The sequence below is a fragment of the Kitasatospora sp. NPDC087271 genome (assembly GCF_044744605.1).
Classification (GTDB): domain Bacteria; phylum Actinomycetota; class Actinomycetes; order Streptomycetales; family Streptomycetaceae; genus Kitasatospora.
In genome coordinates this window covers 522,642-547,383 of sequence record NZ_JBIUYQ010000001.1, presented here as the reverse complement: position 1 = coordinate 547,383, position 24,742 = coordinate 522,642, and the positions used below count along the sequence as shown (strand labels likewise).

21 protein-coding genes are annotated in these 24,742 nt (G+C 75.0%); 16 read left to right on the top strand and 5 right to left on the bottom strand.

Translation table 11 applies throughout. The features are described from left to right. Positions 1 to 123 precede the first annotated feature (123 nt). From ACIO9K_RS02305 to ACIO9K_RS02265, 9 genes are all read left to right on the top strand, one after another. Positions 124 to 1,140: a GNAT family N-acetyltransferase gene (locus tag ACIO9K_RS02305; RefSeq protein ID WP_400326251.1), complete on the top strand. Its 1,017-nt coding sequence runs from the start codon at positions 124 to 126 to the stop codon at positions 1,138 to 1,140. After that, the gene (locus tag ACIO9K_RS02300; RefSeq protein ID WP_400326248.1) at positions 1,133 to 1,927 is read left to right on the top strand and encodes an aminotransferase class IV; all 795 of its coding nucleotides are present in this window, start codon (positions 1,133 to 1,135) and stop codon (positions 1,925 to 1,927) included. The genes ACIO9K_RS02305 and ACIO9K_RS02300 overlap by 8 nt, the downstream gene beginning before the upstream one ends. A gap of 152 nt (positions 1,928 to 2,079) precedes the next feature. Further along, positions 2,080 to 2,937: an ABC transporter ATP-binding protein gene (locus ACIO9K_RS02295; RefSeq protein ID WP_363624371.1), complete on the top strand. Its 858-nt coding sequence runs from the start codon at positions 2,080 to 2,082 to the stop codon at positions 2,935 to 2,937. A 43-nt stretch (positions 2,938 to 2,980) separates the two neighbouring features. After that, positions 2,981 to 5,611 carry an ABC transporter permease gene (locus ACIO9K_RS02290; RefSeq protein ID WP_400326244.1) on the top strand — a complete coding sequence of 877 codons (2,631 nt, stop codon included), beginning with the start codon at positions 2,981 to 2,983 and terminating at the stop codon, positions 5,609 to 5,611. 256 nt (positions 5,612 to 5,867) lie between these two features. Beyond that, positions 5,868 to 6,338, top strand: a complete 471-nt coding sequence (locus ACIO9K_RS02285; RefSeq protein WP_400326241.1) for a hypothetical protein — start codon at positions 5,868 to 5,870, stop codon at positions 6,336 to 6,338. Further along, positions 6,335 to 7,927: a multicopper oxidase family protein gene (locus ACIO9K_RS02280; protein ID WP_400326238.1), complete on the top strand. Its 1,593-nt coding sequence runs from the start codon at positions 6,335 to 6,337 to the stop codon at positions 7,925 to 7,927. The genes ACIO9K_RS02285 and ACIO9K_RS02280 overlap by 4 nt, the downstream gene beginning before the upstream one ends. Before the next feature lie 178 nt (positions 7,928 to 8,105). Then, positions 8,106 to 9,464 (top strand): DUF2252 domain-containing protein, encoded by a 1,359-nt coding sequence (locus ACIO9K_RS02275; RefSeq protein ID WP_363624378.1) that lies wholly within the window; start codon positions 8,106 to 8,108, stop codon positions 9,462 to 9,464. Between the two features lie 109 nt (positions 9,465 to 9,573). Further along, entirely contained in the window at positions 9,574 to 10,116 is a 543-nt protein-coding gene (locus ACIO9K_RS02270; RefSeq protein ID WP_363624380.1) for a GNAT family N-acetyltransferase, read from the top strand. Positions 10,117 to 10,219: 103 nt separating this feature from the next. Further along, a complete protein-coding gene (locus ACIO9K_RS02265; protein WP_363624382.1) occupies positions 10,220 to 11,140 on the top strand; it encodes a DUF6891 domain-containing protein in 921 nt (306 codons plus the stop codon). Between the two features lie 31 nt (positions 11,141 to 11,171). Here the strand turns inward: ACIO9K_RS02265 and ACIO9K_RS02260 are convergent, their stop codons facing one another. Continuing rightward, positions 11,172 to 12,053 carry a diacylglycerol kinase gene (locus tag ACIO9K_RS02260; protein ID WP_400326233.1) on the bottom strand — a complete coding sequence of 294 codons (882 nt, stop codon included), beginning with the start codon at positions 12,051 to 12,053 and terminating at the stop codon, positions 11,172 to 11,174. 26 nt (positions 12,054 to 12,079) lie between these two features. Beyond that, entirely contained in the window at positions 12,080 to 13,702 is a 1,623-nt protein-coding gene (locus tag ACIO9K_RS02255) for an FAD-binding oxidoreductase (protein WP_400326230.1), read from the bottom strand. 20 nt (positions 13,703 to 13,722) lie between these two features. Between ACIO9K_RS02255 and ACIO9K_RS02250 the strand changes: the two genes are divergently transcribed. Both ACIO9K_RS02250 and ACIO9K_RS02245 read left to right on the top strand, forming a co-directional pair. Next, a complete protein-coding gene (locus ACIO9K_RS02250; RefSeq protein WP_400326227.1) occupies positions 13,723 to 14,337 on the top strand; it encodes a TetR/AcrR family transcriptional regulator in 615 nt (204 codons plus the stop codon). After that, complete coding sequence (locus tag ACIO9K_RS02245; RefSeq protein ID WP_400326224.1) at positions 14,334 to 15,911, top strand: glycerol-3-phosphate dehydrogenase/oxidase; 1,578 nt, start codon at positions 14,334 to 14,336, stop codon at positions 15,909 to 15,911. The genes ACIO9K_RS02250 and ACIO9K_RS02245 overlap by 4 nt, the downstream gene beginning before the upstream one ends. A gap of 16 nt (positions 15,912 to 15,927) precedes the next feature. On the opposite strand, the gene ACIO9K_RS02240 is transcribed toward ACIO9K_RS02245, so the two are convergent. Then, complete coding sequence (locus ACIO9K_RS02240; RefSeq protein ID WP_063349769.1) at positions 15,928 to 16,221, bottom strand: hypothetical protein; 294 nt, start codon at positions 16,219 to 16,221, stop codon at positions 15,928 to 15,930. A gap of 239 nt (positions 16,222 to 16,460) precedes the next feature. Between ACIO9K_RS02240 and ACIO9K_RS02235 the strand changes: the two genes are divergently transcribed. Then, entirely contained in the window at positions 16,461 to 17,036 is a 576-nt protein-coding gene (locus ACIO9K_RS02235) for a TerD family protein (RefSeq protein ID WP_350883073.1), read from the top strand. Positions 17,037 to 17,105: 69 nt separating this feature from the next. Here the strand turns inward: ACIO9K_RS02235 and ACIO9K_RS02230 are convergent, their stop codons facing one another. After that, positions 17,106 to 18,365 (bottom strand): FAD-dependent monooxygenase, encoded by a 1,260-nt coding sequence (locus ACIO9K_RS02230; protein WP_400326219.1) that lies wholly within the window; start codon positions 18,363 to 18,365, stop codon positions 17,106 to 17,108. Positions 18,366 to 18,550: 185 nt separating this feature from the next. Here ACIO9K_RS02230 and ACIO9K_RS02225 point away from each other — a divergent pair, with 185 nt between their 5' ends. The 3 genes from ACIO9K_RS02225 (at position 18,551) to ACIO9K_RS02215 (ending at position 22,106) form a co-directional block, all read left to right on the top strand. Next, positions 18,551 to 20,593: an FAD-dependent oxidoreductase gene (locus ACIO9K_RS02225; protein ID WP_400326216.1), complete on the top strand. Its 2,043-nt coding sequence runs from the start codon at positions 18,551 to 18,553 to the stop codon at positions 20,591 to 20,593. 76 nt (positions 20,594 to 20,669) lie between these two features. After that, a complete protein-coding gene (locus ACIO9K_RS02220; RefSeq protein ID WP_400326213.1) occupies positions 20,670 to 21,257 on the top strand; it encodes a PadR family transcriptional regulator in 588 nt (195 codons plus the stop codon). 90 nt (positions 21,258 to 21,347) lie between these two features. Further along, positions 21,348 to 22,106 carry a hypothetical protein gene (locus ACIO9K_RS02215; protein ID WP_400326210.1) on the top strand — a complete coding sequence of 253 codons (759 nt, stop codon included), beginning with the start codon at positions 21,348 to 21,350 and terminating at the stop codon, positions 22,104 to 22,106. A 239-nt stretch (positions 22,107 to 22,345) separates the two neighbouring features. Here ACIO9K_RS02215 and ACIO9K_RS02210 read toward each other — a convergent pair whose 3' ends face one another. Next, entirely contained in the window at positions 22,346 to 23,602 is a 1,257-nt protein-coding gene (locus ACIO9K_RS02210) for an alpha/beta hydrolase family protein (protein ID WP_400326207.1), read from the bottom strand. Positions 23,603 to 24,048: 446 nt separating this feature from the next. Here ACIO9K_RS02210 and ACIO9K_RS02205 point away from each other — a divergent pair, with 446 nt between their 5' ends. Beyond that, on the top strand, positions 24,049 to 24,717 hold the full coding sequence (locus ACIO9K_RS02205; RefSeq protein WP_363624400.1) for a DUF4097 family beta strand repeat-containing protein: 669 nt from the start codon (positions 24,049 to 24,051) through the stop codon (positions 24,715 to 24,717). The last annotated feature ends 25 nt before the right edge of the window (positions 24,718 to 24,742 follow it).

The following is a 24,742-nucleotide window of genomic DNA, read 5'->3' as shown; positions in this document are numbered from 1 at the left end:
GTCCTCTGGTCGGGTTTCCCCTACCATCCGTCGAGGCCGTCGCCCGGCGACCTTCGCATCCGATCTGACGTTCGGTGTTCGTCGAATTACGGAAAGTGCCCGCGCTCCCGCTATCGTGTCGGCGTGGTGAGGTCGTGGGATGCGGCAGTGGAGCGGGCGCAGGACCGGCTGGCGGCGGGGCCGCGGCTGCGGGCGGTCGCCGAGGGGGACGAACGGCGGTTCGCCCTCTGGGACTTGGCGTCCCTGGTGGAGGGTGAGCTGGGGGAGCTGGTGGCCCCGGACGAGCTGACGCCGGAGGCCGAGCGCCGGTGGCGCGAGCGGCTGGGGGAGAGCGGCCGGGAGTGGCCCGGCGGCGAGCTGTACCGGCGCCGCTACTGGGTGCTGGACGAGGACGGCGCCGCGGCCGGCACGGTGGCGGTGGACAACTGGACCAAGGGGCCCGGCCAACTCGCCGTCTCCTCCCTCTACTTGATCCCGGAGGCGCGCGGCCGGGGGCTGGCCGCCGGGGCGCTGGACGAGGTGTACGCGGCGGCGGCCGCAGAGGGCCTGCCCGGCTTCCGGCTGGAGTCGCACTGGGCCTGGCAGCACGCCGTCCGCTACTACCTGCGCCGCGGCCTCTGGGTGGTCGGCTGGAAGCGTTCGCTGGCCCTGGCCCGGATGCCGCAGCTCCCGCCGTACCGGGTGTGCGAGGAGGGCGGCTGGCTGCACCTGCTGGTCGCGGACCGGGGGTGGGGCTGGGTGCCGATGCTCGCCGCCGGCTGCGAGGGCCGCTGGCTGCGGCTGGACGAGACGCCCGACTACCGGGCGGCCGACGGCTGGGTGCACGAGTACGCGCGTTCGACGCTGGCGCTGCACCTGGCGCTCGCGGGCCGGCCGCTGGTGCGCGGCCCGCAGTGGTGGGCGGAGGCGTGGCGGTGGTCGGACGCCGGGGAGCCGGAGGGGCTGGCCTACAAGATCGAGCACTTCGAGCAGCTGGCCCTGGCGGCGGGCCGCCAGGTGGTCAGTCCGTACCGCCCGGCGGTGGCGGCGTCTGAAACCCCGACCCAGTCCCCGACCCCGACCCCGTCCCCGGCACCGGCGCCGAGAGCGGAGGCCCCGGTGGCGGCGGCGCCGGGGCTGGCAGACTCGGGGGATGGCTGAGATCGAGATCGACGGCGCGCCGGCCGACCCGGCGCGGCTGGCCGCACTGGGGCTGCTGAACTACGGGCACTTCACCACCCTGCGCGCCGAGGCGGGCCGGGTCCGGGGCCTGGCGCTGCACCTGGACCGGCTGGTCCGGGACTGCCGGGTGCTGTTCGCCGCCGAGTTGGACCGGGAGGCGGTGCGGGAGCGGATCCGCGCGGTGCTGCCCGCCGACGGCGCGCCGGTGATCGTCCGGGTGACGGTGTACGACCCGGCGCTCGGCCTGGAACGCCCCGGCGCCCCGGCGGTGCCCCGGCTGCTGCTGACCACCCGCCCGGCGGCGGCGGCAGCGGCGCCGGGCCCGCTGCGGGTGCGCACGGTCGGGTACCGGCGGGAGCTGCCGGAGGTGAAGCACGTCGGCCTGTTCGGCCTGGTCCACCACCGCAGGCGGGCCCAACTCGACGGCTACGACGACGTGTTGCTGGTGGATCCGGACGGCGGCGGGGTGGTCGAGGGCGCCACCTGGAACGTCGGCTTCCTCGACGGCCGCCGACTGGTCTGGCCGGACGGCCCGAGCCTGCCCGGGGTGACCGCCGCTCTGCTGGCCGGCGCGTACGGCGGGCCGCAGTCGCGCGAGCGGGTGGACGCGTCCGGGCTGGGCCGCTTCACGGCGGCGTTCGCGGTGAACGCGGGCGTCGGCGTCCGGCCGCTGGCAGCGGCCGACGGCACGGCCTTCGACCCGGCGCACCCCGTGCTCGCCGAACTCGCCACCGCCTACGGGGAGATCGTCGCCGACCCGGTGTGAGCCCGCCCGCTGCGGGCCCGCAGCCCCCCCGGAGGGGGGTGGGGATATCCCCACCCCCGGTCCGCCAGCGGCCTCCATGGTCCGCCGGCCTGGCCTTTTCTAGCGTGGAACCCGTCGACGACCACCGACGATCCCCGAGGGAAGGCCCAACCATGGCACGCCGCCACGACCGCCCATCGACCGAGCCGTACGCCGCCGGACCGCACGCCGCCGGCCCGTACGCGACGGGGGCGTACGGCGGCGGCCCGTACCCCGAGCAGGGCGCCCGTCCGGCGATCGAGCTGCGCGGGGTGCGCCGCACCTACGGCCGCGGCGGCGAGACCGTGCACGCGCTGCGCGGGATCGACCTGGCGCTGGCCCGGGGCAGCTTCACCGCCGTGATGGGCCCGTCCGGCTCCGGCAAGTCGACCTTCCTGCAGTGCGCGGCGGGCCTGGACAAGCCCGACCAGGGGGAGATCCGCCTCGGCGGCGAGGACATCACCCGGCTGAGCGAGGACCGGCTCACCAAGCTGCGCCGCAGCCGGATCGGCTTCGTCTTCCAGTCCTTCAACCTGCTGCCCTCGCTGACGGTGGAGCAGAACGTGCTGCTCCCGCAGCGGCTGGCCGGCGAGCGCCAGGACCGCGCCCGGGCCCGGGAGCTGCTGGCCCAGGTCGGCCTCGGCGAGCACGCCAAGCGGCGGCCCGGCCAGCTCTCCGGCGGCCAGCAGCAGCGGGTGGCGATCGCCCGCGCGCTGATCACCGACCCGGACGTGGTGTTCGCCGACGAGCCGACCGGCGCGCTGGACACCCGCACCGCGCACGAGGTGCTGGGCCTGCTGCGGCGCGCCGTGGACGACCTGGGCGCGACGGTGGTCATGGTGACCCACGACCCGGTGGCGGCCTCGTTCGCCGACCGGGCGCTGTTCCTGGCCGGCGGCGCGCTCGTCGACGAGCTGCACCACCCGCAGGCGCAGGCCGTCGCCGACCGGATGGTCTCGCTCACCGCCCGCCCGGTGGGGGTCGCGGCGTGAACGGGCGGCGTGGACCGATCGACGAGTGGAACGGGGCAGGGGCATGAGCAACGGACTGGCGCGCGCCTCGGTGCGCTTTCGACCCGCCTCCTTCGTGGGCACCCTGGTCGCCCTGCTGCTGGGCGCCGTGGTGGTGGTGGCCTGCGGCGTGCTGCTGCAGACCGGCCTGACCGCGAGCGTCGCACCGCAGCGGTACGCGGGCGCCCCGGTGGTGGTCGCGGCCGATCCGATGGTGCGGATCACCGCCAAGGTCGGCCGCGACAACGAGACCAGGGAGCTGACCACCCCCGAGCGGGCCCGGACGGACGCCGCCCTGGTGGGCCGGATCGCCGCACTGCCCGGGGTCGCCGCCGCCCGCCCGGACAGCGCCTTCCCGCTGCCGGCCGGCGCCGGCACCCCCGCCCTGACCGGCCGGGGCTTCGCCGCGCTCGGCATCGCCGGCCCGGCCGACCAGCTGGTCGAGGGCCGTGCGCCCGGCGCCGACGAGGTGGTACTGGACGCCGACACGGCGCGCGCCGCCCACCTCGCGCCCGGCGCGAAGCTCACCCTCACCGCCCCCGGCGGCACCGGCGACTACCGGATCTCCGGCCTGGCCGCCGCCCAACCGGCCGGCCCCACCGCCTGGTTCGCCGACGCCACCGCCGACCGCCTCTCCGGCCACCCCGGCCGGATCGACGCGATCGCCGTCCAGCCGCGCGAGGGCGTGGACCGCGCCGCGCTGGTCGCGCAGGTCCGCCAGGCCCTCGACGCCCAGGCCCTCGGTGCCAAGGCCGCGGACACCCGGGCCGCGGACGCCAAGGCCGCCGGCACCCCGGCCATCGGCCTTGAGACCAAGGCCGAGAGCGGCGGCGCCAAGGTCTTCACCGGCGACGGCCGCGGCACCGTCGAACAGCCCGCCATCGGCGAGGCCCGCACCCTGCTGATAGGGCTCGGCGGCAGCTTCGGCGGCTACGCCACCATGACCGCGATCTTCGTCGTGATGAGCACCGTCGCCCTGGCCACCGGCCAGCGCGCCCGCGAGTTCGCCCTCCTGCGCGCCATCGGCGCCACCCCGCGGCAGATCCGCCGCACCATCGCCACCGAGGCGATGCTGGTCGCGCCGGTCGCCGGGGCGCTCGGCATCCTGCCCGGACTGGCCCTGGCCCGCTGGTGGTTCGACGAACTGACCTCGCGCGGCGCCGTGCCGCAGGGCGTGCGGCTGGACGTCGGCCCGCTGCCGATGCTCGCCGCCGTCCTCATCTGCACCCTCGCCGCGCTGACCGCCGGCTTCCTGGCCGCCCGCCGCCCCGCCAAGCTGCGCCCCGGTCAGGCGCTCGGCGCGGCCGCCGTCGAACCGGGCCACCCCGGCAAGGTCCGGACCGTCATCGGGCTGCTCTTCGCCGTCGGCGGTGTGGTGGCCGCCGCCTTCGCGGCCGCCCTGGACGGCATCAACGCCGCCAACACCGCGCTCGGCGTGGTCATGTGCTTCATGCTGGCCGTCGCGCTGCTCGGCCCCTGGGTGGCGCGGGTCGCCGCCACGGTGTTCGGCGCCCCGCTGAGGGCCGGCGGCGCCCCCGGCTCGCTGGCCGCCGACAACACCCGCGCCAACGCCCGCCGGCTGGCCTCCGCGATCACCCCGATCGTGCTGGTCACCGCCTTCTGCGGCACCCTGCTGTTCCTCCAGAGCACCATCAGCCACACCACCGGCGCGAACGTGCGGGACGGCATCGTCGCCGACCACGTGATCGGCTCCACCGGCCCCGGCCTGCCCGCGGGCACCGCCGGGCGGGCCGCCAAGGTGCCCGGTGTGGACGCCGCGGTCGGCGTGCTGCGCACCGCCGCCGTGTACACCCACGACATGCAGCTCGGCTCCGCCACCGCGCTCGGCGTCGACGGCGACCCGGCCCGGCTGTCCCGGGTGCTCGACCTGGGCGTGCGCAGCGGTTCGCTCGCCGACCTGGGCCGCGCCGCCGACACCGTCGCCCTGGACGCCACGCTGGCCGACGCCCTGGACGTCGAGGTCGGCGACCGGGTGCCGCTGCGGCTCGGCGACGGCACCCCGGTGCGGCCCGCCGTGGTCGCCGTCTACGACCGCGGGCTCGGCTTCGGCCAGGTGCTGCTGCCCCGGGCGGTCGTCGCCGGGCACGTCACCGCCGGGTACGACAGCCAGGTGCTGGTCGCCGACGCGCCGGGCGCCGACCGCGCGGCGGTGGCGGCCGCGCTGGCGGGCCTCGCGGGCCCCGGCGGGGCGACCGTGACCGACCGGGCCGGATTCGTCGCCCAGTCCGACAAGATGATGGAGCTGAACGCCTGGGCCAACACCGTGATGGCCGGCGTGCTCGGCGGGTTCGCCGCCGTCACCGCCGTCAACACCCTGGTGATGACCGTCCTCGACCGGCGCCGCGAGGTCGCCCTGCTCCGACTGGCGGGCACCACCCGGCGCCAGGTGCGCGGCATGATGCGCTGGGAGGCGCTGCTGGTCGCCGCGACCGGCCTGGTGATCGGCGGGGGGATCGCCTGGATCGCCCTCGTCCCGATCGCCCGGGGCGTCGCCAACTCCTCCCCGTACATCCCGCCGGCGCTCGCCCTGCCGCTGGCCGCCGGAGCCGTCCTGCTCTGCCTCGGCGCGACCGGGCTGCCCGCCCGGGCCCTGCTGCGCACCCGCCCGGTGGCGCTGGGCGCCGCCCGGCAGTAGCCGAGGCCAGTGAAAGCCCGAAGGGCCCCGTCCGGTACCGCCGGACGGGGCCCTTCGAGCATTCGCGGCACCTGCTCGAGGATCGCTGGACGGGCACACCAGAGCCTCGCTCGTACGGGTGACAAAAGCCGGGCCGAGTAGGCGCAATGGGGTAGCTGGGAAAGTCCAAACCCCTTTATTGGAGCTGATCGTGATGTCGGATCAGCTACGCTCTCGCCCGCCCCGCCCGACCCGCCGAAGCAGAGAGTAGCCCGACATGAGCAGTCCTCCCGAGGCCGCCGCGCCCCGCTGGCCGCTGATCCTGCTGCGCACCACCGCGACCACCCTGGCGGTCCTGGCCCTGCTCCAGGTCATGCTGGCCGGCAGCTTCCTCAACGGCACCTACGAGTCCCTCAAGGACCACGAGGGCAACGCGATGACGCTGGCCACCGTGGTCCTCTGCCAACTGGTGGTGGCCGCGCTGGTGCGCCGGCCCGGCCGCGGCCCGCTCTGGCCGCTGTGGACCACCGCCGTGCTGACCGTCGCCGTCGTCGGCCAGATCGCGGCCGGCTACGCGCGGTCGATCAGCGTGCACGTCACCCTCGGGGTGCTGCTGGTCAGCGGGGTCCTGTTCGGGCTGGTCGGCGCCTGGCGGCTGCCGCTGCCCGCCCGCGCGGACCACCTGCCCGAGCCGGACGGCAGCGGACGCCTGCCGCGCCCCGGCGGGCCGCTGGAGGTGTCCAAGTGAACCGTCGCCGGTTCCTGGGCGTCGGCGCCTCCGTCCTGGGCGCGGGCGCGCTGGCCGCCGTCGCCGGCCCCGCCGCCGCCCGGCTGTTCGCCGAGGGCCACCCCGGCCGGCTGCTCGGCAGCGGCCTCGACCTGCCCGAGCCGTTCCAGGTCCCGCTGCCGGTGCCCACGGTGCTCCAGCCGGTGCGCACCGACGCGACGGCCGACTACTACGAGATCACCCAACGGGTCGCCGAGCTGGAGATCCTGCCCGGCGTCAGGACCGAGGCCTGGACGTACGGCGGCACCTTCCCCGGGCCGACGGTGGTCACCCGGTCCGGCCGGGCGGCGGTGGTCAAGCACCGCAACGAGCTGCCGGTGCCGTCCGTGGTCCACCTGCACGGCGGCCACACCCCGGCCGACAGCGACGGCTACCCCGTCGACCTGCTGCTGCCGGTCGGCTCCTCCGGCGCGGGCCGGGGGGCGCCGGGCATGCAAGGGATGTCCGACATGCCCGGCATGCAGGGGATGGGCCACGAGGCGGGGCGCACCGCGGAGGGCGAGCGCACCCACACCTACCCGGGCAAGCAGCGCGCCGCCACCCTCTGGTACCACGACCACCGGATGGGCTTCACCGGCCCCGGCGTCTGGCGCGGCCTGGCCGGCTTCCACCTCGTCCACGACGACGAGGAGAGCGCCCTGCCGCTGCCGCGCGGCGACCGCGACCTCCCGCTGATGCTCGCCGACCGCTCCTTCGCCGGGGACGGCTCCTTCCGCTACCCCGCCATGGACGAGGACCTCGCCTCGCCCGGCGTCACCGACGACTACATGAACGGCGTCCTCGGCGACGTCATCCTCGTCAACGGCGCCCCCTGGCCCCGCCTCGACGTCGACCGCGCCCGCTACCGGCTGCGCCTGCTCAACGCCTCCAACGCCCGCCCCTACCGGCTCCGGCTCGACCCGCAGCCCTCCGGCGGCGACGCCCTCGTCCAGATCGGCTCCGACGGCGGCCTGCTCGCCGCCCCGGTCGCCCACGACGTGCTGGAGATCGCCCCGGCCGAGCGCTTCGACATCGTCGTCGACTTCTCCCGCTACGCCCCGGGCACCTCGGTGCGGCTGCTCAACCTCTTCGGCAGCGGGCGCACGGCGGAGGTGATGCGCTTCGACGTCTCCGGCAAGAAGGTCAGCGACGACTCGACCGTGCCCGACAAGCTGTCCACGATCGAGGAACTGGACGCCTCCGCCGTCGACGTCACCCGCAAGTTCGTCTTCCGGCGCAGCGGGAGCTACGGCTGGACCATCAACGGCGACCTGTACCGGCCCGGCCGCGACCTCGCCCGGCCCGCCCTCGGCAGCACCGAGCGGTGGCGCTTCACCTCCGACCTGCACCACCCCGTCCACGTCCACCTCAACCAGTTCCAGGTGCTCAGCCGCAACGGTCGCGACCCGGGCCCGTACGACGGCGGCTGGAAGGACACCGTCGACCTGCGTCCGGCCGAGGCGGTCGAGGTTCTGGTGCGCTTCACCGACTACCGGGGGACGTACATGATGCACTGCCACAACCTGGAGCACGAGGACATGGCGATGATGGCGGACTTCACCGTGCAGTGAGCGGGGGCCGGGGGGTCTCATCCGGTCGGCTTCATCCGGTCGGCCGAGTGTCGGAGGGCGCGCGGTGCGCGCTCCGGCACTCGTGGCCTAGCGTCGCGGGGAGACGTACCCCGCCCGCCGTCTCGCCGCTTCGTCCTCCCGCCGACCCGCCGTCCCGCCGACCGAGGAGCCGCCGCGCATGACCACCCCCGCCGAACGCCGCCGGCACGGCCGGGCCGCCCGCGACCGCGTCTCCCGCTCCGCCCACGGGCGGTGGATCCCCGCCGCCGACCGGCCCGACCCGGTCGAGGTGCTGGTGCGCCAGGGCGAGGACCGGGTCGCCCGGCTGCTGCCGATCCGCTACGGGCGGATGGCCGACACCCCCTTCGCCTACCTGCGCGGCGCCGCCGCCGTCATGGCCGCCGACCTCGGCGCCGTCCCCGACACCGGCCTCACCGTCCAACTCTGCGGCGACGCCCACCTGGTGAACTTCGGTCTGTTCGCCTCGCCGGAACGCGCCCTGCTCTTCGACGTCAACGACTTCGACGAGACCCACCCCGGCCCCTTCGAGTGGGACGTCAAACGGCTGGCCGCCAGCATCGCCGTCGCCGCCCGCGACCACGGACAGGACGAGGACCGCGCCCACCGCGCCGCCCGCACCGCCGTCCAGGGCTACGCCACCGCCATGCGCCGCCTCGCCGGGCTCGGCGAACTCGACGTCTGGTACTCCCGGATCGACGCGGGCGACCTGCTGGCGCCGCTCCGCAAACCCCGGCAGCGCAAGCAGGCCGAGGCCGACCTCGCCCAGGCCCGCCGCCGCACCAGCCTGCACGCCTTCGGCAAGCTCACCGAGGAACGCGACGGGCAGCGGCGCATCATCAGCGCGCCACCGCTCATCGAACCGCTGAAGAAGAACGAACTGCTCGACATCGGCAAGGTGTTCAGTGACTACCGGGCCACCCTCGCCGAGGACCGTCGCGTCCTCCTCGACCGCTACCGCTTCGTCGACGCGGCGATGAAGGTCGTCGGTGTCGGCAGCGTCGGCACCCGCTGCTACATCGTCCTGCTGGAGGGCCGGGACACCCGCGACCCGCTGTTCCTCCAGCTCAAGGAGGCCGGACGGTCCGTCCTGGAGGACCACCTGCCGCCCACCCGGGTCGACGCCGAGGTCTCCGTCCACCACGGCGGGCGCCGCGTCGTCACCGGCCAGCACCTCATGCAGGCCGCCAGCGACATCTTCCTCGGCTGGACCACCGGCCCCGCCGGGCGCCACTTCTACGGCCGCCAACTGCGCGACATGAAGGGCTCGGTCGAGGTCGCCGACCTCACCCCGTCCGGCCTGCGTGCCTACGCCGACCTGTGCGGCCGCACCCTCGCCCGCGCCCACGCGCGCACCGGCGACCGCCTCGCCATCGCCGGCTACCTGGGCGGCGCGGACGCCTTCGCCGAGGCGATCGCCGACTTCTCCGTCCGGTACGCCGACCAGACGGCGCTCGACCACGCCGAACTGCTCGCCGCGATCGACGCCGGCCGGATCGTCGCGACCCCGGGCGTCTGAGTACGGCGCGCCTCCCGGCGGGTGCGCTCCTGGGTACGGGGGTACGGGGGTACGGGGGGTGCGGAAAACGGGTTGCCCCGGCGGGCACGGTCGGCGTTGGCTGGCCCGCATGACCGAACTGCGCACCGACCGCCTTCTCCTGCGCCCCTGGCGGGACACCGACCTCGCACCCTGGGCCGCGATGAACGCCGACCCCGAAGTCCGCGAGCACCTCGGGGACGTCCTCACCCGCGAGCAGTGCGACGCCTCGGTGGCGCGCTTCGAGGCCGAGAGCGCGGCGCGCGGATACGGCTGGCTGGCCGTCGAGGTGCGCGCGACCGGCGAGTTCGTCGGCCTGGCCGGCCTCGACGAGGTCGACGAGGGCCTGCCCTTCACCGGCGTCGAGATCGGCTGGCGCCTCGCCCGCGCCGCCTGGGGCCACGGCTACGCCACCGAGGCGGCCCGTGCCGTCCTCGCCCACGGCTTCGACACCCTCGGCCTCCCCGAGATCCTCGCCGTCACCACCGCGACCAACCACCGCTCGCAGGCCGTCATGCGCCGCCTCGGCATGACGTCCGACCCCGCCGACGACTTCGATGACCCGACCGCCCCCGAGGGCCCGCTGCGTCCCAACGTGCTGTTCCGCCTCCGCCGCGAGCAGCGGGCGGGCTGACGGCGGCCTGAGGGAGGCCTGACGGCGGGCCGAGAACGGGCCGACGGCGGGCGCGTCCCGGGGCTCGGCGCCGTTGTCAGTGGCGTGTGGTTGGGTGATCCACATGCTGGCGATCGGGGTGCAGGAGAACGACGGGACGCGCCACCTCCGGGTGGAGGCGGCCGAGTTGGCGCGGCTGGTGCGGCGGATCGGCGCGAAGGGCGACCGCTTCCTGGTCGCCCAGCGGATACCGGACCTGCCGGACGTCTTCATCCAGGTGTGGCACGCCGAAGGCGGCGAGTACACGCTCGAACACCGCGACGGCTCCGCCGCCCGGCACTTCGAGGTGCGCACCGACGGTCCCGAGGCGGTCATCGCCGCGATGACGGGCTGGGCGCGGCACGAGCCGGGCTGGGGCGACGGCCTGGACTGGCAGCCGCTCGACCTGGGCCCGCAGCCGGAGCCCGCCCCGCCGCTCGACCTGCCCGCCGACGACCTGTGGCAGTTGCACGACCGGCTGCGCCTCACCCTGGCCGGCGGCTACACCACCCGCGCCGAGCTCGCCGAACTCGCCGAGGACCACCTGGTCTCCGGTGACCACCGCCCGCTCTCCCGCGACCAGGCCGAGCAACTGGCCGACCGGCTCTGGCTGGAGCGCGTCGGCGAGCAGACCGGCTGGATCGGCGAGACCGACCCGGAACGCCTCACCCGGGCCTTCGCCGCCCTGGAGGAGGCCGGCATCACCGCCCGGGAGCACTTCAGCTGCTGCGGTTCCTGCGGCGACGCCGAGATCGCCGCCGCCGGGGCGCCGGACGCCCGCGGCTACGTCTACTTCCACACCCAGGCCACCGACTCCGCCGCCGCCGGCCACGGCCTCACCCTCCGCTACGGCGGCTTCGACGCCTCCCCGCTGACCACCACCGCCATCGGCCACGAGGTGGCCGCCGCGCTCACCGACGCCGGCCTGCCCGCCCGCTGGAACGCCGACCCCTCCCGCGCGTTGGAGATCCGCCCCCTCCTCTGGCGCCGCCGCCTGGCCGGGTGAGGCCCGTGGCTCCGACGGAGAGGCGGGTGGATCACGGCACCAGGAGGTGGAGGGCGCCGGGCGCGGCGCTCACGTCGACGGGGAGGGCCGCGATGAACTCGCCGTCGGCGTAGGCGGTGATGGCGGGGGAGTCGATCCGCAGGGATGCGGTGCGGTGGGTGGTGACTTCGGGGTGGGCGGTGTGGGTGCCCTTGAAGAGGGTGGGGAAGAAGCGGGCGATGCGCAGACGGGGCATGGCGGCGACGAGGGTGAGGTCGAGGAGCCCGTCGTCGGGGAGGGCGTCGGGGCAGATGAGCATGCCGCCGCCGTAGCTGCGGGTGTTGCCGACGGCGGCCAGGGTGAGGTCGCGTTCGATGACGGTGCCGTCGGCGAGGGTGATGCGGAAGGGCAGCGGGCGCAGGTTGGCGAACTCGGCGAGGATGGCCAGGTTGTAGCGCATCCGGCCGCGGGGCCAGCGCAGGCGGTTGGCGCGGTCGCTGACCAGCGAGTCGAAGCCGGTGGCGAGGACGGAGCCGTACCAGCGGGTGGTGCCGTCGGCGGCGGTGACCAGGCCGAGGTCGACGGTCCTGGTGCGTCCGGCGGCGACGACGTCGGCGGCGGCTTCGGGGGTGGCGAGGGGGAGGCCGTACGCGCGGGCGTGGTCGTTGCCGGTGCCGGCGGGTATCACGCCGAGCGGGACGGCGGTGCCGGCGACGGCCTGGAGCGCGAGGTTGACCATGCCGTCGCCGCCGACGGCCACGACGGCGTCGACGCCGTCCGCCACGGCCCGGCGGGCGAGGCGGACGGCGTCCTCGGGGTCGCGGCCGGCGTGCCGGTCGACGTGGAGGCCGAGGGCGTGCAGACGGGCGACGGCCCGGTGGGCGGCGGGTGCGGCGTGGCCGGCGCCCGCCGCCGGGTTGCTGAGGACGGCCACTCGCCTGATGGCTCGCGGACCGCCGGTCACGGGATCAGCTTGCCGGGGTTGAGGATGCCCGCCGGGTCCAGTTCGGCCTTGACGGCGCGCAGGATGCGCACGCCGAGCTCGCCGATCTCGTCGCTCATCCAGGGCCGGTGGTCGGCGCCGACGGCGTGGTGGTGGGTGATGGTGCCGCCGGCGGTGACGATGGCGTCGCCGGCGGCGCGCTTGGCGGCGGCCCACCGGGCGAGCGGGTCCTCGCCGAGGGCGGCGACGACGGTGAAGTAGAGCGAGGCGCCGGTCGGGTAGACGTGCGAGACGTGGCAGAGGACGAGGGCGCCGGGCAGGGCGGTGGTGAGGGCCTCGGTGACGGCGGTCCGCAGCCGCGGGAGCCGGCTCCAACTGGCCGCGGTCTCCAGGGTTTCGCAGAGGGCGCCGGCGCTGAGCAGGGAGTCCCGCAGGTAGGGGGCGTTGAAGCGGCCGTGTTCCCAGGCCCGGGCGGGGGCTTCGCCGAGGGAGGTGGCGCCGGCGGCGAGCAGGGTGTCGCGGGTGAGCCGGTGGCGGGTGGCGACCTGTTCGGCGGTGCCTTCGAAGACGGTGACGGCGAGGCAGCCGGTGACGGCGGGGGCGCCGCCGATCTGCTCGGTCATGGCGAGGTTGACCATCGTCTCGGCCTCGTCGGAGAGCCGGATGACGGTGGGGCCGGTGCCGGCCTGCTCGACGGCGCGCAGGGCGGCGCTGCCGGTGGCGAAGTCGGGCAGGCTCCAGGCCTCGTAGGCCTTGACGGCGGGCAGCGGGTGGACGCGGAGCCGGACGGCGGTGATGACGCCGAGGGTGCCTTCGGAGCCGAGGAAGAGTTCGCGCAGGTCGGGGCCGGCGGCGGAGGCGGGGGCGCGGCCGAGGTCGAGCACCCCGGCGGGGGTGACGACGCGCAGGCCGCGGACCATCTCGTCGAAGCGCCCGTGGCCGGCCGAGTCCTGGCCGGAGGAGCGGGTGGCGGCGAAGCCGCCGAGGGTGGCGTAGCGGAAGCTCTGCGGGTAGTGGCCGAGTTCGTAGCCGCGCTCGGCGAGCAGGGCCTCGGCGGCGGGGCCGGTGAGGCCGGCGCCGAGGACGGCCTCACCGGAGGTCTCGTCGAGGTCGTGGAGCCGGTCGAGGCGGCGCAGGTCGAGCGAGATGACGGCGGTGAGTCCGCCGCGTTCGGGGTCGAGGCCGCCGACGACGCTGGTGCCGCCGCCGAACGGGACGACGGCGATGCGGCGTTCGGCGCAGAGTGCGAGGACGGCGGCGATCTCCTGCTCGTCGCCGGGCAGCACGACGGCGTCGGGCGCGTCCTGGGGGGTGCGGCTGCGGCGGCGCAGCAGGTCGGGGGTGGACTTGCCGCCGGCACGGGGGAGCCGGTCGGCGTCGGCGGCGCTGACGTTGGTCTCGCCGACGGCGGCGGCGAGGGCCTTGAGGTCGTCGGCGGTGATCCGCGAGGGGTGCAGGAGGACCTCGTCGGCGGCCGGTCCGGGGGTGGCGTCGCCGGTGACGCCGAGGGCGGCGGCGAGCAGCCCCTTGATGTCCGCGGACAGCTCCTTGGCGAGGGCCGGGTCGCCCCAGGCGTCCCACTTCATCGGGGGGAGCGGCAGCGCGGCGCCGGCCGGTCCCGCTTGCGTCTCAGGTGCCATGCGTTACAGTTTCACACATCATGTCAAGTAGTAACGCCGAGTCCCCTGGCAGTCCCGCGCGCAGCACCGACGACGCGATCCTGGACGCCGCCGCCGACCTGATCGTCCATCTCGGCGTGCGCCGAACGCAGTTGGCGGAGATCGCCCGCCGCGCCGAGGTCAGCCGGCCGACCGTCTACCGGCGCTGGCCGGACGTCCGGGCGGTGATCGGCGCCCTGCTCACCCGGGAGATCCGGGCCACCCGGGAGGGCGTCGCCCTGACCCTCGGGGGCGACGGTGCCCCGATCGGCCGGGAGGCCTTCGTCGACGGGGTCGTCGAGGTGGCCGTCCGGCTGCGGGACCACCCGGTGCTCGGCGCGCTGCTGCGCTCCTCCGACTCCGACCTGCTGCTGGAGTACGTCGTCGAGCGGCTCGGCACCAGCCAGCGCGGCCTGCTGGAGGCGCTGCGGGCCGGCATCGAGCAGGGGCAGGCGCACGGTTCGATCCGGGCCGGGGAGCCGGTCGAACTGGCCGCCATGGTCCTGCTGATCGCCCAGTCCACCGTCCAGTCGCACCGCATGGTCGCCTCCCTGCTGCCGGAGGCCGCCTGGCGGCGCGAACTGACCAGAGCACTGAACGGATACCTCGCGCCATGACCTCGACGCCCGCCGGATCCTCCGCCGCTCGCTCCGCCGCTCACTCCGCCGGCTCCAGCCGACTCGACGCCGGCCGGCGCCGGGCGGAACTCGAAGCGCTGGGGGACCGCCCGAGAGTCGACCTGCTGGTGATCGGCGGCGGCGTCACCGGTGCCGGGGTGGCCCTGGACGCCGCCTCGCGCGGGCTGCGCACGGTGCTGGTCGAGTCCCGCGACCTGGCGTTCGGCACCAGCCGCTGGAGCTCCAAGCTGGTGCACGGCGGCCTGCGCTACCTCGCCTCCGGGCGGATCGGGGTGGCCCGGGAGAGCGCGATCGAGCGCGGCGTGCTGATGACCCGCACCGCCCCGCACCTGATCCGCGCGCTGCCCCAACTGGTGCCGCTGCTCCCGGGGCTGCTGCGCCCCGGGCAGGCCTCGCTGATCCGGGCGGGCTTCCACGCCGGGGACGCGCTGCGGATCGCCGCCCGGACGCCGGGCGCGCTGCTGCCCCGGGTGCGCCGGATCGGCGCCGCGCGGACGCGGCAGCTGGTACCGGGCGTGCGGACCGCCGGACTGTCCGGCGCGCTGGTCGCGCACGACGGCCAACTCGTCGACGACGCCCGGCTGGTGGTGGCGCTGGCGCGAACCGCGGCGCAGTACGGCGCCACCGTGCTGACCAGGGTGCGGGCGGAGTCCGTGACCGGCAGCTGCGCCCGGCTCACCGACACCGTCACCGGGCAGTCGCTGACCGTCGAGGCCGGTGCGGTGGTCAACGCCACCGGCGTCTGGGCGGGCGAGGTGGATCCGTCGATCAGGCTGCGCCCCAGCCGGGGCACCCACCTCCTGGTGGACGCCGCCGCGCTCGGCCACCCGACCGCGGCGCTCACCGTGCCGGTGCCCGGTTCGACCAGCCGCTTCGTCTTCGCGCTGCCCCAGCAGCTCGGCCGGGTGGCGATCGGGCTGACCGACGAGGACGCGCCCGGTCCGATCCCGGACGAGCCGCAGCCCGCCGAGGGGGAGCTCGCCTTCCTGCTCGACACCGTCAACGCCGCCCTGAGCACCGCGCTGACCAGGGCGGACGTATGCGGCGCGTACGCGGGGCTGCGGCCGCTGATCGACACCGGGGGCGGCAGCACCGCCGACATCTCCCGGGAGCACGCGGTGCTGGAGTCGCCGTCCGGGCTGGTCACGGTGGTCGGCGGCAAGCTCACCACCTACCGGCGGATGGCCGAGGACGCGGTGGACGCCGCCGTGCGGCTGCGCGGCCTGCCGGCCCGGGCCTGCTGGACGGCCCGCCTGCCGCTGGTCGGCGCCCCGGCCCACCGGGACAGCCGCCCGCTCCCGGCGGGCGCCGTGCCCGGCTCGCTGCTCGCCCGCCACGGCGGATCGTCCCAGGAGGTGGTGGCCACCGGGGAGTTGACGCCGATCGCGGAAGGCCTGGACGTGACGCGTGCCGAGGTCGCCTACGCCGTCACGCACGAGGGCGCGTTGGACGCCGCCGACGTGCTCGACCGCCGGACCAGGATCGGCCTGGTCGCCGAGGACGCCGAGCGGGCCCGGAAAGCGATCGAGGAGATCGTGGCGCAGCGCCTGTAGCGGGCGGGCGGAGGGCTCAGCGCGCCGCGCGCTCCGGCATCGGGTGCTCGGCTCCCGCGACCTCCAGGACGCAGGAGTACGGGTGCTCGGCCGCGCCCGTGCGGTCCAGCCGCACCGAGAGCGGCAGCGGCGGCTCCTCGGCGAGCTGGGCGGCGAGCGTCAGCGGGTAGACGCCGTGCCCGTGGACGCGGTGGAAGGCGCACTCCTTGCCGTCCACCAGCAACTCGGTCTCGGTGATCCAGCCGGAGCGGACGTTGACGGTGACCGAGTGCCCGGCCTGGTCGAAGTGGAAGCTGTACCGCTGGCGCATGGGGAACCTCCCGCGCGGGGGCCGCCGGTCGGGGCGGACCAGGGGATCCACCGCCAGTCTAGGGCGTGTCTTCCAACCCCCGCCTGCGCGGCGGCGTGGGGGCGGTGCGGGCCGGGGTGATGGGGGGTTCCCGGTGGAACCCCTGAGAAATCCCCGGGGTGGGGCCCGACCGCAGGTGGATTCCCGTGATCTCTACAGTGTTGTAGATTCGTCCGCAGGGAGAGATCGAGGAGGGCATTGTGGGAGTTTCACTGGCCAAGGGCGGCAACGTCTCGCTGAGCAAGGAGGCGCCCGGTCTGAGCGCCGTGATCGTGGGTCTCGGCTGGGACGTGCGCACCACCACGGGCGCCGACTACGACCTGGACGCCAGTGCGCTGCTCTGCAACGCGCTCGGCAAGGTGGTCTCGGACCAGCACTTCGTCTTTTTCAACAACCTGCGCAGCCCCGACGGTTCGGTCGAGCACAGCGGCGACAACCTGACCGGTGGCGGCGACGGCGACGACGAGCAGATCAAGGTCGACCTGGCGCGGGTGCCGGCCGACGTGGCGAAGGTGGTCTTCCCGGTGTCGATCTACGACGCCGACGCCCGGCTGCAGAACTTCGGGCAGGTCCGCAACGCGTTCATCCGGGTGCTGAACCAGGCCAACGGCCAGGAGATCGCCCGCTACGACCTCAGCGAGGACGCGTCCACGGAGACCGCGATGGTCTTCGGTGAGCTGTACCGCAACGGCGCGGAGTGGAAGTTCCGCGCGATAGGGCAGGGTTACGCCTCCGGTCTGCGCGGCATCGCGACCGACTACGGCGTCAACGTCTGATCGCGGCAGGTGAATCGCGGCAGGTGATCTGACGGGGTTTCGGCGGCCACCGGCCTTTGCGGCCCACGCTCACTCGGGACGCCCGAGGGCGTGGCCGCCGAAACCCCCGCTGCCGGTGAGCTGACGGCGCCACCAGGCGTCCATCCCCGGTCCGTCCATGGCCGACCAGTCCGGTGCGGCGGCGACCTGCTCCCGGCCGAGCCGTCGGCCCAGTTCCACCAGCTCCCGCCCGACCACGCCCCGCTCCTGGTCGTACGCGGCCAGCAGGGCCGGCCAGGACCCGCCGTCCGCGGCGGCGGCCCGCCCGGCCTGCTCGAAGGCGTGCGCGTCCTGCAGGGCCTTCACCGCGCCGCTGGTGTTGTGCGGGCGGACGACGGTGGCCGCGTCCCCGCCGAGGAGCAGCCGGCCGGCCGTGCGGCGCGGGGTCTCCAGGTCGTAGACGGGCTGGAGGAAGGTCCGCTCGCGCGGGGTGAGGGTGACCAGGGCGGCCCAGTACGGCGGCAGGTGCCGCTCGGCGAGCTGGCGTAGGCCGTCCAGCCGCCCGTCGGTGAGGGTGCCCGCCGGGATGCTGGTCGGGCCGTCGAGGCGCAGCCAGGCGGGGGTGGGCGCGTAGAAGACCCAGTTCACCTGGGTGGTGCCGGGGGTGAGCCCGGGGATGCGGTAGATCACGACCTGGCCGCCGGGGTAGCAGACGGTGGCGCACTCGTCCTCCGGCCAGGCCGCGGCGCCGCCGGGCAGCTCCGCCAGCAGTGCGGTGTCGTAGCTGCCGCGCCAGCACACGTACCCGGCGTATGCGGGCCGGGCCTGCGGGCAGACCGCCGCGCGGACCACCGAGCGGTAGCCGTCGGCGCCGATCACCAGGTCGTACGGTTCGCGGGTGCCGTCGGGGCCGGCCGTCCAGGCGCCGTCCTGGTCGGTGCCGGCCGCGGTGACGGTGTGGCCTTGCCGGAACTCGATCCGGTCGGGGGTGCGTTCGCGCAGGGCCTGCCAGAGGACGGCCCAGTGGTGGGAGTGGAACGGCATCGGCTGGTTCCAGAGGACCCGCCCGCGCCCGTCCGGTCCGTCGCCGCCGCGGTCCTCGGCCGTCTCCCGGGTGACCCAGCGGCGGACGGTGAGGCGGTGGCGGCGGACGCCGTCGTGGAGGTGGCCGGCGTGGACCAGTTCGTCGAAGCGGTCGTCGTTGATGCAGATCCCGACGCCGCGGTCCTCCAACTGGCCCTCGCTGCGTTCCAGGACCACGATCCGGTCCGCTCCCAGCCGGGCGGCGGCCCCGGCGAAGGCGCTTCCGGCGATGCTGCCGCCGATCACGGCTATCGAGCTATCCCGCATGGCGGTCCTCTCCCAGCTGCCCACACTGCCGATCTGACAATACGCGGATCATGTCCGCGAGTTGGCGGGAACCGGCAGAGCGCGGAGCCTCGGCCCGCGGACCCCTTATGCAACTAGTTGCACATCGAGCCGCCGTCCCCTACTCTGCGGTAACACCGACCCCCCGCCGCCCCCAGGAGACGTCGATGAGCACCACCCCCGGCAGCAGCCGCTACCCGCACCTGCTCAGCCCGCTCGACCTCGGCTTCACCACCCTGCCCAACCGCGTCGTCATGGGCTCCATGCACGTCGGCCTGGAGGAGGCCCCCGGCGGCTACCGGCGGATGGCCGAGTTCTACGCCGAGCGGGCCCGCGGCGGCGTCGGCCTCATCGTCACCGGCGGCATCGCCCCCAACGAGGCCGGGCGCCCCTGGGAGGGCGGCGCGATGCTCACCACCGGGGCCGAAGCCGACCGCCACCGCGTCGTCACCGACGCCGTGCACGCCGCCGGCGGGAAGATCGCCCTGCAGATCCTGCACTTCGGCCGCTACGCCTACCACCGTGACCTGGTCGCCCCCAGCGCCCTCCAGGCCCCGATCAGCCCGTTCGTCCCGCACGAGCTCACCGCCGCACAGGTCGAGCAGACCATCGAGGACTTCGTCCGCTGCGCCGAACTCGCCCGCCGCGCCGGGTACGACGGCGTCGAGATCATGGGCTCCGAGGGCTACCTGATCAACGAGTTCGTCGTCGCCGCCACCAACCGGCGCGAGGACGAATGGGGCGGCCCGTACGAGCGCCGGATGCGCTTCCCGGTGGAGATCGTCCGCCGGGTCCGCGAGCGGGTCGGCGAGGACTTCATCATCGTCTACCGCCTCTCCATGCTCGACCTGGTGCCCGGCGGCTCCACCCTCGACGAGGTCGTCCGCCTCGCCCAGGCCGTCGAGGCCGCCGGGGCGACCATCATCAACACCGGCATCGGCTGGCACGAGGCCCGCATCCCCACCATCGCCACCTCCGTGCCGCGCGGCGCCTTCGCCTGGGCGACCAGGAAGGTGATGGGCACCGTCGGCATCCCGCTGGTCACCACCAACCGCATCAACACGCCGGAAATCGCCGAGCAGTTGCTCGCCGACGGCTGCGCCGACCTGGTCTCGCTGGCCCGCCCGCTGCTCGCCGACGCCGACTTCGTCGCCAAGGCGGAGGACGGCCGCGCCGACGCCATCAACACCTGCATCGGCTGCAACCAGGCCTGCCTCGACCACACCTTCAGCGGCCTGATCACCTCCTGCCTGGTCAACCCGCGCGCCTGCCACGAGACCGAACTCGTGCTCACGCCCACCAGGTCGCGCAAGCGCATCGGCGTCGTCGGAGCCGGCCCGGCCGGGCTCGCCTTCGCCGTCTCCGCCGCCGAACGCGGCCACGACGTCACCCTGTTCGACGCCGCCGCGGCGATCGGCGGGCAGCTGAACACCGCCCGGCTCGTGCCCGGCAAGGAGGAGTTCGACGAGACGCTGCGCTACTACCGCACCCGGCTCGCCGAGTTGGCCGTCATCCAGCGCCTCGGCACCACCGCCACCGCCGACCAGCTCGCCGCCGAGAACTTCGACGAACTCGTCCTCGCCACCGGCGTCACCCCGCGAACCCCCGGCGACCTGCCGGGCGTTGACCACCCCAGCGTCGTCGGCTACCTCGACGTCCTGCGCGACGGCGCCCCCGTCGGCGAGCGGGTCGCCATCCTCGGCGCGGGCGGCATCGGCTTCGACGTGGCAGGCTTCCTCACCGACCAGGGGGACGCGGCCAGCCTCGACCCGGCCGTGTTCCAGGCCAAGTGGGGCATCGACCCGGAGTACCGCGAGCGCGGCGGACTGCGCCGCCCCGAGCGGCCCGCACCGCCGCGCGCCGTCCACCTGCTCCAGCGCAAGACCAGCAAGGTCGGTGCCGGGCTCGGCAAGACCACCGGCTGGATCCACCGCACCGAACTCCGGCACCGCGGCGTCACCATGGTCGCCGGCGCGACGTACGACCTGATCGACGACGCCGGCCTGCACTTCACCGTCGACGGCGAGCGCCAGCTGCTGCCCGTGGACACCGTGGTGCTCTGCACCGGCCAGGAGCCGCGCCGCGACCTCTACGAGGCGCTGCGCGAGCGCGGCCTGGAGGCCCACCTGATCGGCGGCGCCGACGTCGCCGCCGAACTCGACGCCAAGCGGGCCATCAAGCAGGGCACCGAGCTGGCCGCCGCGATCTGACCCTTCCTTGCGCGCTGGGTCCTGTTCGGCCGGACAGGACCTGGGCACGCCTTGGGCACGCCCTAGGATCGACGGCATGTCGCTGCCGCACGCCATCCTCACCGCCCTGCTGGAGAAACCGTCCTCGGGGCTGGAGCTGACCCGGCGCTTCGACAAGTCGATCGGCTTCTTCTGGCCCGCCACCCACCAGCAGATCTACCGCGAACTGGGCCGGCTGGAGGCCTCCGGGCAGATCCGGGCCCTCCCGCCGTCCGGCCCCGTCCGCGGGCAGAAGAAGGAGTACGAGGTCCTGCCCGAGGGCCGCGCCGAACTCGCCCGCTGGACGGCCGAGGGCGCCGAGCCGCGCGCCGTCCGCGAACCGCTGCTGCTACGGCTGCGCGCCGCCGCGGTGGTCGGCACGGACGGCCTGGCGGCCGAGGTGCGGCGGCACCTGGCGCTGCACCGCGCGCAGTTGGACGACTATCGGGAGATCGAGCGGCACGACTTCCCGGCCGAGGCGACGGCCGGGGAGAACCGCCTCCAGCACGCCGTGCTGCGGGCGGGCATCGGGCTGGAGGCCTTCTGGGTGCAGTGGCTCGCCGAAACCCTCGAAACCCTCGAAGCGCTCGAAACCCCCGGCCCGCCCCCGGCGGACCAGGGGGACCGGCCGGACCAGGGGGTCTGACCTGCGGCGATCCGTGCCCGCGAGCCCCTTGCCAGGCCCGGTGGGACACTGGTGCCTGTCCCTGCCCGCACCCTCGACCGGGGGGCCCGCATGTCCCACCCGAAGCCGCTCCACGCCCTCGCCGCCGCCGCCCTCGCCGCGGCGGTCGCCTTGGGCCCGGCCCACCTCGCCGCGGCCGCGACGCCCGGCCAGCCCGCCCAGGGCCTGCCCACCTCCGAGCAACTCACCGCGGCCCTGCTCACCGTCGACGACGTCGGCCCAGGCTTCACCCAGGTCCCCAGCACGGCCAGCCCCAGCCCCAGCGCCGGCCCCAGTACGATGCCGTCCCCGGCCAACGGCTGCGACGCCCTCAGCGACCTGATCAACATGCACACCGGCGTCCCCGGCCCCGAGACCCCGCACGCCGAGGCCGAACTGGACGGCCCGGGCGGCAACCCGATGGTGACCGAGTCCCTCACCGCCGAGGACGCGGGAAAGCTCACCACCGACCTCGACGCCGTGACCGCGGCCCTCAAGAGCTGCCACACCATCACCTTCAACGCCGGTGCCAACGACTCGGTGACCTTCACCGTCACCCCGGTCACCCTCGGCGACCGCCAGGACGCGCCCGCCGTCCGCCTCGACGGCACCCTGGCCGGCGTCCAGCTGAACGCCTTCGTCGGCGTCGAGCGCTTCGGCACCGTCGGCATGGCCTTCGGCTTCTTCCAGCGCGGCGGCGACTCCCCCCAACTGGCCTCCTTCCAGTACCGCGCCGCCGTCGCCAAGGTCCAGCGCGCCCTCGGCACCACCGCCGGCAGCACCACCCCGCCCACCGCCACGGCCCCCGTCACCCAGGGCACCTCGGTCTGAGCCGGGCAACGCGACGGCCCCCGTCGGGCAGGCAGCCCGACGGGGGCCGCGGCGTGCGGGGGCGCCGGTGCTGAGCGGATCGGCGCGCTGTTCGCCGACTACACGCCGGACGAGATCGCGGTGATCGCCGACTGGTTCACCCGGGCCAAGGGGGTGCTGGGGGAGTCGCTGGACGAGATCCGGGCCGAAACGCCGTAGCGGCCGGCCCCGGGGAGGGGCCGGCCGCCACGGTCGCGGGTTCACGGCAGGTACGTCACCTCGGGGAAGGCCGCGGACGGGCCGTCGAGGAGGCGGCTGGCGCGGTGCCGCAGGTGCAGGTCGAAGAAGGCCACCGGGTACGCCTGCTGGATCTTCACCGCGCGGGCCGGGTCGAGGGTGCCGATCATGCCCCGGACCTGCTCGTCGGTCAGGCCGAGGAGCTTCGCGGCCTGCGGGATCAGCACCTGGTTGTCGCCGTACGAGACGTGCACGGCGCCCTGGGCCTGGACGTCGAGGCGCCAGCCGCGCAGGTGCGGCCAGAACTCGGCGACGTCCGGCTGGCCGACCCGGGTGAACGCGGCGGTCATCATCATGAACGGCCGGTCCAGGTCGGTGGTGATGGTCGGCTGCATCGGGCCGTCCAGGCTCAGCCCGGCGCGGACGCGCCGGTCGGTGAGCATGGTGTAGGCGGTGGCCGTACCGCCCTTCGACCAGCCGAACATGCCGATCCGGTCCGGGTCGAGGGCGTGCAGCAGCCCGGCGGGCAGCGGCCTGCCGTCGGCGTCGGGGTTGCGCCCGGCGGCGAGGGCCTCGACCTGGTCGAGGAGGAAGCGGATGTCCGCGGCGAAGTCCTTCGGCCCCATCGGGACGCTCCGGTCCGGGGTGAGGACCAGTCCGTCGGGGAACTCGGTGATCGCGTCGCGGGTGTGGTCGACGGTGACCACCACGTAGCCGTGGCTGGCGAGTTCCTGGACCATCACGGTGTGGTCGGCGCGGTGGCTGTGCGCGCCGTGCGAGTAGACGACGACGGGCAGGCGGCGGCCCGCGCGGTGGACCGGGGCGCCCACGCGGCCGGAGGTGAGCGGGGCGAGCGCGGGGTCGATGGCGAAGCCCGTGTCCGCGAGGAACGCCCGCAGTGCGCCGTCGGCCATCCAGGGCGCGAGCGGGTACGCCCCGGCCTCGCGGGCGGGGTACCAGACGCTCGCCATCAGCTCGCGGAACCGGCCCGGGCCGGCCAGCGGGTCCGGGCGGGAGGCGTCGAGCAGGTGCAGCGGGACGGTGCCCACGGGGTGCGGCCCGGTGGGCTCGGGCAGGGTGAGTCGCGCCGGGCCACCGGTGGCGGTGCTGGCGGCGGGCGTGGTGGTCCCGGGCGTGGCGGTCCCGGGGGTGGTGGTCCCGCCCGCCGCCCACGCGGGGCGGGCGAGGGCGAGCGGTGCGGTGGCCCCGGTGGCCAGTGCGGCCCCCAGCAGGCGGCGGCGCGTCATGGCGTGTCGGCTCGTGAACGGCGTGGTGGTCATGGGCCCTCCCTGGGTGTGCTGGACAGAACCGGGCCGAGGCGCGCGGTCTTCGCAGGTGCGGCCGTCGTTCGACACCGGACCTCCGGGGAAACTCCCCTGACGGTCCGTCCGATGGATCTCCGTGCACCTGAGCGGAAGGCTGTCATCGCGCCGCACCCGGCCACATCCGACCACCGGATGACAGTGCGGCCGCGCGCATTGGCCTGGGGGTTTACATCCGTGGGCTGATGCGGCGGTGCGCCGGGGCGGGGCAGCGCATAGCGTTCACGCTCAATCCAATGCAACGGACGGCGTGGCTGACGTTGCGTTAAATCTGCAACTGTTGCAACGATTATAAGGCTCTGGCCTGTGGTGATGCTGATTCTGCGCAACATAGCTGTTGCCCTCAGGTGTGAAGGCAACGTAGCGTTTCCATTGTCAGAAACAACGAGCCGCAGGAGAGCATCATGCAGAAGTTCGCCACCCCCGCCCCGGTCTCCGCCGTCCTTGACATCCCCGCCGGGCGCATCCGGTTCATCGCCGCCGACCGGGCCGACACCACGGTCGAGGTCCTGCCCGCCGACGCCTCGAAGAGCCGCGACGTGAAGGCGGCGGAGCGGACCACCGTCGAATACGCCGACGGCGTCCTGCGGATCGAGGCGGCGGCGGCCGAGAACCGGATCCTCGGCCAGTCCGGCACCGTCGAGGTGACCGTCCAACTGCCCGCCGGCTCCCGCGTCCAGGCGAAGACGGCCAGCGCCGAACTCCGGGGCGTCGGACGCCTCGGCGACGTCACCTTCGAAGGCGCGCAGGCCTCGGTCAAGCTCGACGAGACCGCCGGAGCCCACCTCGCCGTCCTCGCCGGCGACATCTCCGTCGGCCGCCTCAACGGCCCCGCCGAGATCACCACCGCCAAGGGCGACATCCACATCGCCGAAGCCGTGCACGGCACGGTCACGCTGCGCACCGAGGCCGGCGACGTGTCCGTCGGCGCCGCCCGCGGAGTCTCCGCCTCCCTGGACGCCGGCACCACCTACGGCCGGATCCGCAACGCGCTCAAGAACACCGACGCCGCCGCCGGCCTGAGCATCCACGCGACCACCGCCTACGGCGACATCACCGCCCGCAGTCTCTGACGCGGCACCGCTCACCCACCCCTGA

Coding starts and splice junctions, on each gene's coding strand:
- ACIO9K_RS02300 (WP_400326248.1), top strand. CDS start 1,133: ATGGCTGAGATCGAGATCGACGGCGCGCCGGCCGACCCGGCGCGGCTG.
- ACIO9K_RS02295 (WP_363624371.1), top strand. CDS start 2,080: ATGGCACGCCGCCACGACCGCCCATCGACCGAGCCGTACGCCGCCGGA.
- ACIO9K_RS02290 (WP_400326244.1), top strand. CDS start 2,981: ATGAGCAACGGACTGGCGCGCGCCTCGGTGCGCTTTCGACCCGCCTCC.
- ACIO9K_RS02285 (WP_400326241.1), top strand. CDS start 5,868: ATGAGCAGTCCTCCCGAGGCCGCCGCGCCCCGCTGGCCGCTGATCCTG.
- ACIO9K_RS02275 (WP_363624378.1), top strand. CDS start 8,106: ATGACCACCCCCGCCGAACGCCGCCGGCACGGCCGGGCCGCCCGCGAC.
- ACIO9K_RS02270 (WP_363624380.1), top strand. CDS start 9,574: ATGACCGAACTGCGCACCGACCGCCTTCTCCTGCGCCCCTGGCGGGAC.
- ACIO9K_RS02265 (WP_363624382.1), top strand. CDS start 10,220: ATGCTGGCGATCGGGGTGCAGGAGAACGACGGGACGCGCCACCTCCGG.
- ACIO9K_RS02255 (WP_400326230.1), bottom strand. CDS start 13,702: ATGGCACCTGAGACGCAAGCGGGACCGGCCGGCGCCGCGCTGCCGCTC.
- ACIO9K_RS02250 (WP_400326227.1), top strand. CDS start 13,723: ATGTCAAGTAGTAACGCCGAGTCCCCTGGCAGTCCCGCGCGCAGCACC.
- ACIO9K_RS02245 (WP_400326224.1), top strand. CDS start 14,334: ATGACCTCGACGCCCGCCGGATCCTCCGCCGCTCGCTCCGCCGCTCAC.
- ACIO9K_RS02240 (WP_063349769.1), bottom strand. CDS start 16,221: ATGCGCCAGCGGTACAGCTTCCACTTCGACCAGGCCGGGCACTCGGTC.
- ACIO9K_RS02230 (WP_400326219.1), bottom strand. CDS start 18,365: ATGCGGGATAGCTCGATAGCCGTGATCGGCGGCAGCATCGCCGGAAGC.
- ACIO9K_RS02225 (WP_400326216.1), top strand. CDS start 18,551: ATGAGCACCACCCCCGGCAGCAGCCGCTACCCGCACCTGCTCAGCCCG.
- ACIO9K_RS02220 (WP_400326213.1), top strand. CDS start 20,670: ATGTCGCTGCCGCACGCCATCCTCACCGCCCTGCTGGAGAAACCGTCC.
- ACIO9K_RS02215 (WP_400326210.1), top strand. CDS start 21,348: ATGTCCCACCCGAAGCCGCTCCACGCCCTCGCCGCCGCCGCCCTCGCC.
- ACIO9K_RS02210 (WP_400326207.1), bottom strand. CDS start 23,602: ATGACCACCACGCCGTTCACGAGCCGACACGCCATGACGCGCCGCCGC.
- ACIO9K_RS02205 (WP_363624400.1), top strand. CDS start 24,049: ATGCAGAAGTTCGCCACCCCCGCCCCGGTCTCCGCCGTCCTTGACATC.